Source organism: Zhongshania aliphaticivorans, from assembly GCF_902705875.1.
GTDB lineage: Bacteria > Pseudomonadota > Gammaproteobacteria > Pseudomonadales > Spongiibacteraceae > Spongiibacter > Spongiibacter aliphaticivorans_A.
Genome location: NZ_CACSIK010000001.1, coordinates 1,397,589 through 1,411,199 on the forward strand (window position 1 = coordinate 1,397,589; position 13,611 = coordinate 1,411,199).

General features: G+C 46.0%; 15 protein-coding genes. 13 read left to right on the forward strand and 2 right to left on the reverse strand.

All coding sequences use genetic code 11. The annotated features are described in order from the left end of the window. Together AELLOGFF_RS06345 and AELLOGFF_RS06350 are read left to right on the forward strand one after the other, a co-directional pair. The gene (locus AELLOGFF_RS06345) at window positions 1-1,524 is read left to right on the forward strand and encodes a flavin-containing monooxygenase (RefSeq protein ID WP_159267882.1); all 1,524 of its coding nucleotides are present in this window, start codon (window positions 1-3) and stop codon (window positions 1,522-1,524) included. Window positions 1,525-1,535: 11 nt separating this feature from the next. After that, window positions 1,536-2,378, forward strand: a complete 843-nt coding sequence (locus AELLOGFF_RS06350; RefSeq protein WP_235035731.1) for an SDR family NAD(P)-dependent oxidoreductase — start codon at window positions 1,536-1,538, stop codon at window positions 2,376-2,378. Between the two features lie 35 nt (window positions 2,379-2,413). Here AELLOGFF_RS06350 and AELLOGFF_RS06355 read toward each other — a convergent pair whose 3' ends face one another. Beyond that, a complete protein-coding gene (locus AELLOGFF_RS06355) occupies window positions 2,414-3,454 on the reverse strand; it encodes a YgfZ/GcvT domain-containing protein (RefSeq protein ID WP_159267883.1) in 1,041 nt (346 codons plus the stop codon). A 127-nt stretch (window positions 3,455-3,581) separates the two neighbouring features. On the opposite strand from AELLOGFF_RS06355, the gene AELLOGFF_RS06360 reads away from it, so the two are divergent. Both AELLOGFF_RS06360 and AELLOGFF_RS06365 read left to right on the forward strand, forming a co-directional pair. Beyond that, window positions 3,582-3,842: a succinate dehydrogenase assembly factor 2 gene (locus AELLOGFF_RS06360; RefSeq protein WP_159267884.1), complete on the forward strand. Its 261-nt coding sequence runs from the start codon at window positions 3,582-3,584 to the stop codon at window positions 3,840-3,842. Then, window positions 3,805-4,254, forward strand: coding sequence for a protein YgfX (locus tag AELLOGFF_RS06365; protein ID WP_159267885.1), 450 nt, complete (start codon window positions 3,805-3,807; stop codon window positions 4,252-4,254). The genes AELLOGFF_RS06360 and AELLOGFF_RS06365 overlap by 38 nt, the downstream gene beginning before the upstream one ends. 8 nt (window positions 4,255-4,262) lie before the next feature. On the opposite strand, the gene nadB is transcribed toward AELLOGFF_RS06365, so the two are convergent. Beyond that, the gene (nadB, locus tag AELLOGFF_RS06370) at window positions 4,263-5,870 is read right to left on the reverse strand and encodes an L-aspartate oxidase (RefSeq protein WP_159267886.1); all 1,608 of its coding nucleotides are present in this window, start codon (window positions 5,868-5,870) and stop codon (window positions 4,263-4,265) included. Window positions 5,871-6,086: 216 nt separating this feature from the next. Here nadB and rpoE point away from each other — a divergent pair, with 216 nt between their 5' ends. The 9 genes from rpoE (at window position 6,087) to era (ending at window position 13,609) form a co-directional block, all read left to right on the forward strand. Next, window positions 6,087-6,683 carry an RNA polymerase sigma factor RpoE gene (gene rpoE / locus AELLOGFF_RS06375; protein WP_159267887.1) on the forward strand — a complete coding sequence of 199 codons (597 nt, stop codon included), beginning with the start codon at window positions 6,087-6,089 and terminating at the stop codon, window positions 6,681-6,683. Beyond that, window positions 6,680-7,258 (forward strand): sigma-E factor negative regulatory protein, encoded by a 579-nt coding sequence (locus AELLOGFF_RS06380; protein WP_159267888.1) that lies wholly within the window; start codon window positions 6,680-6,682, stop codon window positions 7,256-7,258. Before rpoE ends, AELLOGFF_RS06380 begins: the two co-directional genes overlap by 4 nt. A gap of 1 nt (window position 7,259) precedes the next feature. Continuing rightward, window positions 7,260-8,174 (forward strand): MucB/RseB C-terminal domain-containing protein, encoded by a 915-nt coding sequence (locus AELLOGFF_RS06385; protein WP_159267889.1) that lies wholly within the window; start codon window positions 7,260-7,262, stop codon window positions 8,172-8,174. After that, window positions 8,171-8,665: a SoxR reducing system RseC family protein gene (locus AELLOGFF_RS06390; protein WP_159267890.1), complete on the forward strand. Its 495-nt coding sequence runs from the start codon at window positions 8,171-8,173 to the stop codon at window positions 8,663-8,665. The genes AELLOGFF_RS06385 and AELLOGFF_RS06390 overlap by 4 nt, the downstream gene beginning before the upstream one ends. A gap of 89 nt (window positions 8,666-8,754) precedes the next feature. Continuing rightward, window positions 8,755-10,554 (forward strand): translation elongation factor 4, encoded by a 1,800-nt coding sequence (gene lepA, locus AELLOGFF_RS06395; protein ID WP_159267891.1) that lies wholly within the window; start codon window positions 8,755-8,757, stop codon window positions 10,552-10,554. A gap of 15 nt (window positions 10,555-10,569) precedes the next feature. Next, complete coding sequence (gene lepB / locus AELLOGFF_RS06400; RefSeq protein ID WP_159267892.1) at window positions 10,570-11,625, forward strand: signal peptidase I; 1,056 nt, start codon at window positions 10,570-10,572, stop codon at window positions 11,623-11,625. A 15-nt stretch (window positions 11,626-11,640) separates the two neighbouring features. Continuing rightward, window positions 11,641-12,012, forward strand: coding sequence for a DUF4845 domain-containing protein (locus tag AELLOGFF_RS06405; RefSeq protein ID WP_159267893.1), 372 nt, complete (start codon window positions 11,641-11,643; stop codon window positions 12,010-12,012). Window positions 12,013-12,014: 2 nt separating this feature from the next. Next, window positions 12,015-12,692: a ribonuclease III gene (rnc, locus tag AELLOGFF_RS06410; protein WP_200842615.1), complete on the forward strand. Its 678-nt coding sequence runs from the start codon at window positions 12,015-12,017 to the stop codon at window positions 12,690-12,692. After that, window positions 12,689-13,609 (forward strand): GTPase Era, encoded by a 921-nt coding sequence (gene era, locus AELLOGFF_RS06415; protein ID WP_159267895.1) that lies wholly within the window; start codon window positions 12,689-12,691, stop codon window positions 13,607-13,609. The genes rnc and era overlap by 4 nt, the downstream gene beginning before the upstream one ends. Window positions 13,610-13,611: the final 2 nt, after the last annotated feature.

Genomic DNA, 13,611 nt, shown 5'->3' on the forward strand with positions numbered 1-13,611 from the left:
ATGAATAATGATAAGGGTAGTGTGGTTGCAGAAGTAGCAATCATTGGTGCCGGATTTGGCGGCTTGGGGCTGGCGATCCGTATGCAGCAACAGGGTCTCCATGATTTTGTGATTTATGAGCGGGCTAACGATGTGGGTGGCGTTTGGCGCGACAATGTTTATCCCGGTGCGGCGTGCGATGTTCCTTCGCATCTGTATTCATTTTCATTTGAGCCCAATCCCGACTGGGGGCGAACGTTTGGGCCTCAGCGAGAGATTCATCGTTATTTATCTCACTGTGCCGATAAGCACAAATTACGCGAAAAGATACGTTTTAATACCACGGTATCTGAAATGGCTTTTTGTGACTCAAGTGGCTTATGGGATTTAACATTTTCTGATGGCAGTTCTCGTCAAGCAAGAGCTGTGGTACTGGCTATTGGTGCGCTCAATGTGCCGCAATATCCAGAGATTGAAGGTCTGGATCAATTTTTGGGCAAGGTCATGCATACCGCCGAGTGGGATCAAGACTTTAGCTTGAAAGATAAGCGAGTAGCGGTGATTGGTACAGGTGCTAGCGCGATACAAGTGATTCCTTCTATTCAGCCAGAGGTCGAAACTCTACACGTGTTTCAGCGGACGCCACCTTGGGTTATGCCTAAGTTTGACAAGCCTCTTAGTGCGGCTCGGCAGCGTCTCTATCGACGATGGCCGCTAATCCAAAAAATAGTTCGTCGCTTTCAATATATGCTTGCCGAAAGTGTGGTTCCAGCGTTTATGTGGGACAGTTTTTTGACCCGTTTTGGTGAGGCGCTGGGGCGTCGTTATCTTCGCAAGGTGGTTGGTAATCCAACGTTGCGAGACAAATTAACGCCAAAATATGCCATGGGTTGTAAGCGGGTTTTATTATCTGATGAGTATTATCCCTCGCTTATTAAAAATAATGTGAAGGTTTGCGTAGAAGGCATTAGTAAAGTTGATGAGTCAGCCATCTGCACCGGAGATGGTAAGCGGCATGAGGTTGATGCCATCGTGTTTGCAACTGGGTTTAAGGTGCCGGTTTCTGGCGCGCCCATGCCGATTAGGGGCCTTGATGGTCGATTGCTTGAAAAAGATTGGGAAGTTGGCAGTGAAGCTTATAAGGGAATAACGGTGTCTGGTTACCCTAACTTGCTTTACGTCATGGGACCGAATACGGGTCCAGGAAATACATCTGTTATTTTCTATATAGAATCACAAATCAATTATATATTGAAATATTTAAAAACTTTGCGCCGTACTTCTAATGTTTATTTTGATCTTAAACCTATGGTGCAGAGTGAGTTTAATGCCGATATTCAAGAGCGGTTTAAAGGAACTACGTGGACCTCTGGCTGCAATAGCTGGTACTTAACCAAAGACGGTAAAAATACAACCTTATGGCCGAGCTTTTCTTGGCAGTATCGATTGGCAACGCGCCATTTTTCAGCAGCAGAATATAAACATATTTCGGTGTCTAATTGTGTTGTTGAAGATATTGATATTAACGCCGTTGCTGCCAGTTAATTTTGAGGTAAATGATGAAAAATTTTAACAATAAAATTATTGCAGTTACTGGGGCCGGTTCGGGTATTGGTCGGGCTTTAGTGATTGGCTTGCGGGCAGCGGGTGCAAAGGTAGCGGCATCAGATATCGTAGAAGCTAACTTGCAGCCGCTTCGGGAATACGGCGGAGAGGCAGAGCTATTACTTTCTCCCTTAGATGTGAGTGATGGCGCGGCGATGACAGCGTGGGCGGCATCGGTAAAATCTCATTTCGGTGCTGTCGATGGCATTATTAATAATGCAGGCGTTGCATTGAGCTGTCATGCAGCTAGTCAGCCTCGTCAGCAAATGGAGTGGTTGTTTGGCGTTAATTACTGGGGAGTGATTAACGGTGTTGAGGCATTTTTGCCTGAGTTATTAGCTCGTCCAGAGGCGTGTATTGTTAATATTTCCTCATTGTTTGGCATAGTGTCGGTGCCTTCGCAATCATCATACAACGCGGCAAAGTTTGCTGTACGCGGTTATTCGGAATCCTTACGTCAAGACTTGAGGGGCACTTCGGTTAAAGTGGTTACTGTTCATCCTGGTGGAATAAAAACCAATATTGCTAAGAACGGTCGGCATTTAAATTCGATTACAGGTAATGATGCCGATATTGCTAAAACCGCCGATTTGTTTAGCCGTATAGCCTCAACCTCTCCCGAGAAAGCGGCGTCCGTGATAATGCATGGTATGCGTAAATCTAAACCGCGAGTACTGATTGGTGGCGATGCTAAGTTAATAGATATCGTACAGCGATTATTCCCTAGTAGTTATGACCGCCTACTGGTACCGATAATGAATATGGGAGCCAAAATGGTGATGAAGCGCATTTAATGCGCTTCGGTCTTTGGTAAATATCGAGGTTTGTATTATTCGCTAGCGGTTGAAAGGTAGGGCAGGTCTTCTATCAGCAAGTGGGTACTATCATTCGCGAAGTGGAGCTTGTTTAGCGCTACAGCTTCCTCTGTTATTACTGCAAGCAAGTTAATTTCCTGTGCGGAATGACTCGCTGATACTAAATTTCCAACACTTTGTGATGAATTGTCGCTGAAGATGTCGGCGCCAGCTGAGTAGGGGAAGGAGCCGTTGAGTGGTAATTTTGCGCGATACAGGCGTCGTTTTAATTTTCCTCGATACTGCATTCTGGCGACAACTTCTTGCCCTGTGTAACATCCCTTGGTAAAGCTAACGCCGCCTATTAATTGGTAGTTTAGCATTTGAGGAATAAAGGTATCTTGCGTGCTCGCGCGTATTTCGCCCAATCCTGCTTGAATGTTTTGAGCTTCCCAGTGAGTCGAATCTATGGTTGTTGCTGTCGTGCCGAGTTGACGCCAAAGCTCTGTAGCCGTTTCGGCCGTTGCCCAGCATTCAAATCGCTCGCCGTCGTCATCTAGTTGAACAATAATGGCTTGCCCATTGGTGACTTGCTTCATGGCTGCAGTTGGTGCCATACCCAACTGCTCTAATAGTAATTCTTTTGCTTTTTTTCCGGAAATCCCCAAGGCGACGTACTCGTCTGTCGCATTTTTAATTTTGGCTTTTGAAAATACAATGTACTTGGCAAGGGTCTCACACCCAGAGTCAGCGGTATCGGCATGAAGTCGCAGTAATATTTCTTCATTTTTCAGCGTGCCACCGAGAAAGCTAATCACCATCCGACCTTTAATATTGCAGTAGCTGCCAAGCGTAGCATTATCGACATCGACATTACGCCAGTCACAGGTAGTTTGACCTTGGAGAAACTTACTGCCGTCAGGGCCGGTAATAGCGAGAAAGCCATATTGGCTTAGCGCGCTGATTGTACAGTCTTGATCTACATTGGTGTCTGTTGAGCCAACGTTCCAGTAACGGTCGTTAGAAATAAAACTTTCAGGGTATTGTTCGTTTAAAAACTGCCAAAATGTATTCATAGGGTCTCTGAAATATATGTTTGCTCTTGTTTCATGGGTGGTCGATATGACTATGCGCTTTGAATGTCGCTATAATACGCTTTTTTGCAGCTGCGTAATGTAGGCTGCGGTTACGAAGTGGAAAATAATGGTTTCGGAAAACGAGTTCAAGCGTATTTGCTGGGCCTGCCGTCGCGGCATGTTGGAATTGGATCTGGTTATGGTGCCGTATGTTGAGCACCGTTTTAGGACCTTAAATGAGGATGATCAGCAGCGTTTTATCCGTTTGTTGGAAAGTGAAGATACCGAGTTATTCGCTTGGTTCTTAGGCAGAGAACGCCCAGTCGATGCTGATTTGGCGATGATAGTCGATGATATCAACACGTTCGCCAAAACCCCTCGATCTTAGGCTTAAGCCATCTAATTGGCTTAGTGCTTATTTTATAGCGCTTCACTGCATTGTTGTTGCGAGTGGATTTCTCGCATTGCCACTTTTTGTTGCTTTGGCGCTGTCGTGGCTGGCCGCGATGAGTTTACTTTATTATCTAATATCCTATTTTGGTTTTTTACGCCGGCGCACGGTTATTAGGCTAATCTTTGCAGAAAATCATTGGCGTATCTATATGGGCGCTCGCCATGGTACGGTGTCAATGATAGATCGAGTGGAGTGTGTTAGCCGCGTTGTGCTGCCATTTGGGATGTTGTTGCGTTTTAAGACCATAAGTGCGGGAATATTATCTGTGCCGATATTGCCCGATAGCCTCGATAAAGAACAATATCGGCGTTTGCGATGTCTTGTTAATTTTACCCGCGAGTCTTAGTCCGATAATTACTTCGGGTTGGGATGTTTGTCGTTGTGATAATAGTTGTCCGGGGTCAGGATGGTGTCTTTAGCAACGTCGAGTTGTTCGGGGTAATCTAGGGTGTAGTGTAGGCCTCGGCTCTCTGTGCGCTGCATTGCAGATCGAATAATCAACTCGGCAACCATGGCGAGGTTCCTGAGTTCAAGTAAGTCGTTGCTGACCTTATAGTTTGAGTAATATTCTGCAATTTCTTGCTGTAATAACCCAGCGCGGTTTAATGCCCGTTGTAGTCTTTTGTTTGTTCTCACGATGCCGACGTAATCCCACATGAATCTGCGTAATTCATCCCAATTATGGGAGATGACCACATCTTCGTCAGAGTCGGTTACCTGTGATTCATCCCATGCTGGCGCGATTTTTGGGGGCGGTGAATCGGCTAATGTCATGCGAATGTCAGAAGCTGCAGAAGCGCCGTATACAAAGCATTCTAATAGAGAATTACTTGCCAAGCGGTTTGCGCCGTGCAATCCAGTGAACGAGGTCTCGCCGACCGCGTACAAGCCGGGGATGTCGGTGTGGCCATGTTGGTCTACCATTACTCCACCGCAGGTGTAATGTGCGGCGGGAACAACGGGAATAGGCTCGCGTGTAATATCTATTCCCAGCTCTAAGCAGCGAGCTTTTATGGTAGGGAAGTGCTCGAGAATAAACTCTGGAGATTTGTGGCTGATATCTAGGTAGACGCAATCGCTTCCTAAGCGTTTCATCTCGTGGTCTATCGCTCTGGCAACGACATCGCGAGGCGCAAGCTCGCCTCGCTCATCATATCTTGCCATAAAGCGTTCACCCGTAGCGGAGATGAGTTTGCCGCCTTCACCGCGTATGGCCTCAGTTATGAGAAAAGATTTCGCTTTTGGGTGGTAAAGGCAGGTTGGGTGAAACTGATTAAACTCCATATTAGCTACTCGACAGCCTGCGCGCCATGCCATGGCAATGCCGTCGCCGCTAGCGCCGTCTGGGTTGCTGGTGTACAAATAGACTTTGTTTGCGCCGCCGGTAGCTAATACGATGGCTTTTGCGTGGAACAATTCGACGTGACCACTGTCTCTATTGAGCACGTATGCGCCGTGGCAGCGATGTTGGGAGATAATTAAGTCGACAGCAACGTGGCGGGTAAAGACTTCAATGTTCGAATTTTCTTTGGCACGCTTGGTTAGTGTTGTAGAAACTTCTCGTCCGGTTGCGTCGGCGGCATGAATGATCCGGCGTTGGCTGTGGCCGCCTTCGCGCGTTAAGTGGAAAGCATCCTCACGTTGTTCGTAGAGACTGAATTGCACCCCCTGGGTGAGTAGCCATTTTATGCTGTCGCTGCTGTTTTTGACGGTGAAGCGTACACTGTCTTCGTGGCACAATTGTGCTCCAGCGGTTACGGTGTCAGCAACATGGGCATCAACGCTGTCACCCTCATGCAGTACTGCGGCAATGCCACCTTGGGCCCAGTAGGTTGAGCCGGCATCCATCTCACCTTTGCTTATAATGGCAATGTGAGCAGAGTCGGCGAGCTGTAGTGCGAGTGTAAGACCTGCGGCGCCGCTTCCTATCACTAGAACGTCGTGTGAATGGTAGTGGGTCATATTGTTATTTGCTCCTGCCGCCGAGCAGCTATAATATGCCGCTCAAGATGTAAATTGGCGCAAAGTATACTGATAGAAAGACGCCTTACCAATATTTGCCTGCATACGCGCCATTACTAATGGGGTATATGCTGAAAAGGGACATAATGACAGAACTTCTTTTAACCTCGGTGGTCTACTCACCACAAGCTGCCGAAAGGCCTGCAGTGAGGCAATATGGCCGACCCTAAGCAGACGGATCAGCAGCTAGTTGAGCGAGTCCAAAAGGGCGATAAACGTGCATTTGATATGTTGGTAATTAAATACCAGCATAAAATTTTTGGTTTGATTTCACGTTACGTGAAAGATAATGATGAAATTCAGGATGTGGCCCAAGAGGCTTTTGTTAAGGCTTATCGTGCTCTTCCTAAGTTTCGAGGCGATAGTGCTTTTTATACATGGTTGTACCGTATAGCGATTAATACAGCAAAAAATTACTTGGTGGCGCGGAATCGTCGTCCGCCGGGTGTTGATGTTGATGTGGCTGATGCGGAATATTTTGAAGGACCATCGGGTTTGAAGGATATTGAAACCCCTGAAAATCAACTATACGGCAATGAGCTGAAAAAAGTGGTTCAAGACGCTATAAAGGCTTTGCCCGAGGATTTGCGCTCTGCACTTAGTTTGCGTGAGTTTGACGGCTTGAGTTATGAAGATATTGCATCGGTAATGGATTGTCCGGTCGGTACGGTACGGTCGCGTATTTTTCGCGCCCGCGAGGCAGTTGATCTGCGAGTTAAAGCCCAGATTAGTGGCGAAGAGGTGGAACTATGAACGATACCGTCAGGGAGTCCCTGTCTGCATTGATGGACGGTGAGTCCAGTGAGCTAGAGCTTAGACGCATACTTAATGCTGATGAGCAGACAGTTCGTACCGAGTGGGCGAATTTACACCGTTCGCAGCAATTATTAAAAAATGAAAGTAATGACTTTATGGCGTGGGATATCTCGTCAAGAGTTATGGCTGAAATAGCAGACGAAGACAGCCCAAGCCGTTCAGGTACTGGCTGGAAACAGGCGGTATCTGGGTTGGCGATTGCTGCAAGCGTTGCGGCTGTCGTGGTTGTTGGGTCGCTGGGTAGTAATATGTTTGGCGGCTCGTCAACTATGGTGGCGGATAACAATGCAGTGAGTGGCCGTGTTTATCCTGCTCAGGTTTCTGCAGCCGTTGGCGGTGTTGCGGTGAGCGCTCAGGCACAAGCTTCGCCAGCTGGACCTTTGCTTAATAACGATGCTGAAGCTCGCAAGCGTTTTGAGGCTTATTTGCGCAAACATACAGACCGTGCAGCGTTTAATAATGGCCAGGGAATGGTGTCTTACGCGCGAGTTGTATCGCAGGAGTCTAAATAGCGTGATCGCTCGGCTAGCTTTGATGGTGCTGGCTACTGTCTTGGTTAGCATTCCAGTCTTCGGTCTTGAATCTGGCGGTGAATTATTAGAGAAGATGACGCATAGTCATCGAGAATTAAATTACCGCGCCATAGTTACCTATCAATGGGGAGATAAGCTTAGCAGCTATCGCATTACTCATACTGTTAATGATGGTAAGGAGTTTGAGGCTTTAGAATCGCTGGATGGTGAGCAACTCGATTTGGTTCGTCGGGGCCACAAAGTAGGTTGTATCCATTTGGGTCCCCAGTTGATCCGTCATTTAAGCCATAATGATGATCAAGGTTTATATCGCTATTACGACATTGACATAGTCAGTGAAGGCCGTATCGCTGGTCGTGATACGGTTAATTTATCGGTCACTCCCCGAGATGTTTATCGTTTAGGTTATCGCTTGTCGCTCGATAGTGAGACCGGCTTGTTGTTGCGCTCAGATATTGTTAATCAACAAGGGAACGTACTTGAGCGATTTCAGTATGTCATGCTCGACCTCAACATTCCTGCTAATGAATTGCTACTTAAAGACGCTGTAGAAGTTAAGTATCGTCCTTCTCCTTCGAATAAGGATTCATTGAAGAACGTGCGACGTTGGCAGCCAAACTGGATTCCTGCAGGGTTTACCCCCATAAATGATGCCGCTGCTGATAGTGAAACCTTAAGCTATACCGATGGTTTTGCGGTTATGTCAGTGTTTATTGAGCCGTTTTTAAGTGCTCGGGCAGATGTGGTTCCGGCTGTCGAGGGCGGTATGCGTAGAGGTGCTTCGGTCAGTTATACTGTCGCTTTTCCTGATAAGTCAGTCTTTGTCACTGTGGTAGGTGAGGTGCCAATTTTGACGGCTATGCAGGTCGCTAAATCTTTAAGCTGGCATCAATGATGATAACGGAGTCGGGGCGAGTAGTCGGCATCGAGGAAGATGCTTTGTGGGTGGAAACTGTGCGTCGTAGTACTTGCGGTAGTTGTGCCGCGCAAAAGGGGTGCGGTCAAGGTTTGATGAACAAAGCAACTGATGGCCGCCGTAATCAATTACGGGTATTATTGGGCTCGCAACCATCCAGCATGTTTGAATTGGATGAAGAGGTGGGCATCAGTATTCCTGAGCGGGCTTTAATTTCCGGTGCATTGGTTGTGTATTTACTACCGCTTTTGAGCATGATTGCAGGGATGGGGCTTGCGTCAAATTACGGCTCCGGTGATGGCGTTGCTGCAATTGGGGCTTTACTGGGTTTTATGGCCGGCGCCGCCTTGGTGCGATTACATGCGTCATACATTCGTAATAACCCTGCTTTTCAGGCCACAGTGATAGCAAAAGACCGTCCAAGTGTGATTGATTGCTCCTTAGTTAATGCTTCCCCTCATTCAGAATGAGTCTATTCATAGCCTAAAGCTGTGGCTTTGCGATACAATCGCGCCTCTTGAATTTCATCCTTTTTATTTCTCTGAGGTATCAGCCGAGCGTGTCTAGTCTCGATTTAATTCGCAATTTCTCAATAATTGCCCATATCGACCACGGTAAATCTACTTTAGCAGATCGGTTTATTCAGACCTGCGGCGGTCTGACTGAACGTGAGATGTCAGCCCAAGTATTGGATTCCATGGATATTGAGCGTGAACGCGGTATCACTATAAAAGCGCAATCGGTTACGCTTAATTACACCGCGCTCGACGGTAAAACATACCAACTGAACTTTATTGACACCCCCGGCCACGTCGATTTTTCTTATGAGGTTTCACGCTCCCTAGCGGCGTGTGAGGGTGCATTGTTGGTGGTGGACGCCGCACAAGGAGTTGAAGCACAGTCGGTGGCAAACTGTTACACCGCTATAGAGCAAGGTCTGGAAGTTTTACCTATCCTAAATAAAATGGATTTACCTCAAGCAGATCCAGATAAAGTTAAGCATGAGATTGAAGAAATTATTGGTGTTGATGCTAGTGATGCCGTAGCTGTTTCAGCTAAATCAGGTATGGGTATTGTGGATGCGCTAGAGCATCTCGTTGCTATGATTCCTCCACCAGTGGGTGATCCAGATGCCCCGTTGCAGGCTTTGATTATAGATTCTTGGTTTGATAATTATCAGGGCGTTGTATCCTTGGTAAGGGTTAAGAACGGCACTCTGAAACGCGGCGAAAAAATCATTACCAAATCACTTGGCAAAGCACATGTTGTTGACGTAGTCGGTATCTTTACCCCTAAACAGACGTCCACTGGAATCTTGAAGGCCGGTGAAGTTGGTTTTGTTATTGCGGGTATTAAAGATATTCATGGTGCGCCAGTGGGTGATACGTTTACTCACTCGTCCACACCGACTGTGGAGTCAATGCCTGGCTTTAAAAAGGTAAAACCACAGGTCTACGCAGGTTTATTCACGGTCTCTACTGAAGATTATGAAGATTTTCGTGACGCTTTAAGTAAATTGACATTAAACGATGCCTCGTTGTTTTATGAGCCCGAGAGCTCAGATGCGCTTGGATTTGGCTTCCGTTGCGGGTTTCTTGGCACCTTGCATATGGAAATTATTCAGGAGCGTTTAGAGCGAGAGTACAACCTTGACCTAATTACAACGGCGCCGACGGTTATTTATGAGGTGCTTAAAAAGAACGGTCAAGTTGTCATGGTTGACAATCCTTCGTCAATGCCTGATCCCGGCGAGTTAGAAGAGACGAGAGAACCAATTGCAAAGGTCAATATTCTGGTGCCTCAAGAGCATCTGGGTAATGTTATCAGCCTTTGTGCCGAAAAGCGTGGTGTGCAAAAGGATATGCAATTCCTCGGTCAACAGGTTTCCTTAAACTGGGAAATCCCAATGAGCGAGGTAGTGTTAGACTTTTTTGATCGACTTAAATCTGTGAGTCGTGGTTTTGCGTCCTTGGATTATGCTTTTGATCGCTTTGAAGCTGCTAACTTAGTCAAGCTGGATGTATTGATTAACGGTGATAGAGTAGATGCCTTGGCGTTAATTGTGCATAGAGATGTAGCGCAGAGTCGGGGGCGGCAATTAGTTGATAAAATGCAGGAGCTTATACCTCGGCAAATGTTTGATGTTGCCATTCAGGCCGCTATTGGCGGTCATGTTATTGCGCGACAAACGGTTAAGGCATTGCGGAAAAATGTGACGGCAAAGTGTTATGGTGGTGACGTTTCACGTAAGCGTAAGTTATTAGAAAAACAAAAAGCAGGTAAAAAACGGATGAAACAAGTGGGGAATGTTGAAATTCCACAGACCGCGTTTCTGGCCGTTCTAAAAATTGATAGTTAAGGGAAAAATTGCCGCATGGTGAACTTGATTCTTATGGTGGTTGCAGCCGTATCACTTGTTGTTTGGCTGGTTCAGGAGGTTAAGGGGCGCAGACAAATGCAACAGGCATTGCAGTGGTGCGCTGAAAAACGAACGGCCAGTGATGCCCAATCGCTTCGTCAGCAAGTATTACCAAACTGGCTAGAGTGGACCTACCGTTTGGTAGTGTTTGCATGGTTTGTTTGGATTGCCAGTGTCGTTTTGTTAAAAGACGGTGATTTTGCTTTGGCATTGGTCGTGCTTACTATTGTGGCCGGGATTATTGCTGGTTTAGATCGGTTTGTATTTGAAAAAGCTCGGCAAGCATTTGTCGCTTCTGGCAATGTAGCGGCATATATTACCTATTTTGTGAAGCAGGATCAGGATGCGCTGAAGTCAGAATTTGGTGGAATGCTACCGATTGCAGAAAATGCACGGTCTTTTTTCCCAGTTTTATTGGTCGTCCTCGTTTTGCGCTCGTTTGTTATTGAGCCCTTTCAAATACCCTCTGCATCAATGGTGCCGAGCTTAGAGGTTGGCGATTATATTTTAGTTAATAAATATAATTACGGTTTGAGGTTACCTGTTATTGGGACAAAGATTCTAGAAGTGGGGGAGCCTAAACGTGGTGACGTCATGGTGTTTTTCCCACCGAATGACCCCCGTTATTTTATTAAACGCGTTGTTGGTTTACCTGGTGATGAAATTCGTTATGTGAATAAGCAATTGTATATTAATGGTGATGTCATTCAGCAAACATTGATGGCTGAAGTGCCACCACTAAAGCCAGTAACACAGGTGCTTAGTGAGCAGCTGGGTAATGTCGATCATTTAGTGAATCACGATAAACGTATTTATCGCGGTGATTTTGTCACTACCGTTAAACCCGGACACTATTTTATGATGGGTGATAATAGGGATAATAGCAGTGACAGCCGTGTCTGGGGCCAAGTACCAGAAGAGAATATTGTTGGTCAAGCCTTTGCCATATGGATGCATTGGCATTCATTCAGTGATTTGCCAAGTTTTAATCGTGTCGGCCGTATACGTTAGTGATAGGGTGAAAGAATGAAAACTAAACAAGCTGGTATGGGCATGATTGCCACTTTATTAGTACTAACTGTTGTCATTGTATTCGCGACCTTGGCAGTAAAGTTAGCGCCCATTTATGTTGATTACTGGACATTGACTCGGATCATCAATGATGTGATTGAGGAAGAGCGTGGCTCGGAGGTAACGCCGGCAGCTATTCGACGTGATTTATCTAATCGATTTGTGACAAATCGAGTTGAATCTATTGCTTTGCGTGACATTAAAATTAGTAGCGAAAAAGAAGGAATTTTAATTGACGCTAGATATGAGAAGCGAACCCCAGTGATGTTTAATGTTGATGCAGTGGTTCATTTTGATGAAGCAATGTTTGTGATTCCTAGGAGTTGAGTTTGAAAACTCCTAGCGAGCTTGGCCTGAAAATTGGCTATGAATTCAAGGATGAATCTCTGCTGGCAATGGCGATTACTCATCGTAGTTTTAGTGCCGTTAATAATGAGCGGATTGAGTTTTTGGGTGACTCTCTACTCAATATGATTATTGCCGAGGCGCTGTATAAGCGTTTTCCTGATATGCGAGAAGGAGAATTGAGCCGTGTTCGAGCTTTATTGGTCAGCGGGAAAACATTGGCAGAGCTTGCAACAGAGTTTGATTTAGGCGCCTTCTTGCGGCTTGGCGCGGGTGAAAAAAATACTGGCGGCCATCGTCGAAACTCGACGCTTGCAGATGCCGTTGAGGCTCTCATCGGTGGAATTTATATTGAATCTGGGTTCGATGTGTGTCGTGAAAGAGTGCTGGCGTGGTTTGATTCTAGGCTGGTTACTTTAAACCCTGATTCTAGTCACAAAGACGCCAAAACCCGTCTTCAAGAGTTTTTACAGGCACGTAAGTTGCCATTACCAGATTACCAATTGATAAACACAGAAGGTGCCGATCACCAGCAAACATTTGTTGTCAGTTGCGCGGTACCATTATTGAAATCAGCGGTATCGGCTAGAGGTAGCAGCCGCCGGAAGGCCGAGCAAGCTGCCGCAGAAAAAGTATTGCTTGCTTTAAAGGATAGTGAATGAATAACGATGAGTCTTTAGTTGTGGGTAAACAGCGGTGTGGTTTTGTCGCCATAGTGGGGCGTCCAAATGTGGGAAAATCAACGCTGCTGAACCATATTCTTGGGCAAAAATTAAGTATTACCTCCCGTAAACCGCAAACAACAAGACACCAAGTATTGGGTATCAAGACGGAGGGTGAAAGCCAGGTTATTTATGTTGATACACCTGGGCTGCATTTAAAAGAAGAGAAAGCCTTAAATCGATACATGAATCGAGCCGCAAGTTCAGCGATTAAAGATGTAGATTTAGTTTTGTTTGTTGTCGATAGAGACAGATGGACAGATGATGATGAGCTTGTACTGCGTAATCTTAAAAATGCCCAATGCCCAATTGTGCTAGTTATCAATAAAGTGGATCGTTTAGAAGACAAAGGTAAAATCTTACCTTTGATTGAATCACTTCAGGCTCGGCATGGCTTTGACGATGTTGTTCCTGTGTCGGCTTTACGTGGCCATAACCGTGAAGAACTAGAGACGGTTATCTCGCATTTCTTACCTGAAAATGAACACATGTATCCGGAAGATCAAATTACTGATCGCAGTGAGCGGTTTTTGGCTTCGGAGTTGGTGCGTGAGAAAATTATGCGCCAATTAGGCGAAGAAATTCCATATTCGATGACGGTGGAAATTGAAGAATTTAAAGCATCTTCCCGCTTATTAGAAATTAGTGCTTTGATTCTGGTTGAACGCGATGGTCAGAAAAAAATCATTATTGGCGAAGGCGGCAGCCGTCTGCGACAAATTGGCACCGAAGCGCGCAAAGATATGGAAATTGCCTTTGATAATAAAGTGATGCTGCGCCTATGGGTGAAAGTTAAGTCCGGTTGGGCTGATGACGAGCGTGCACTGCGTAGTCTCGGTTATAACGATTTTAAGTAGTT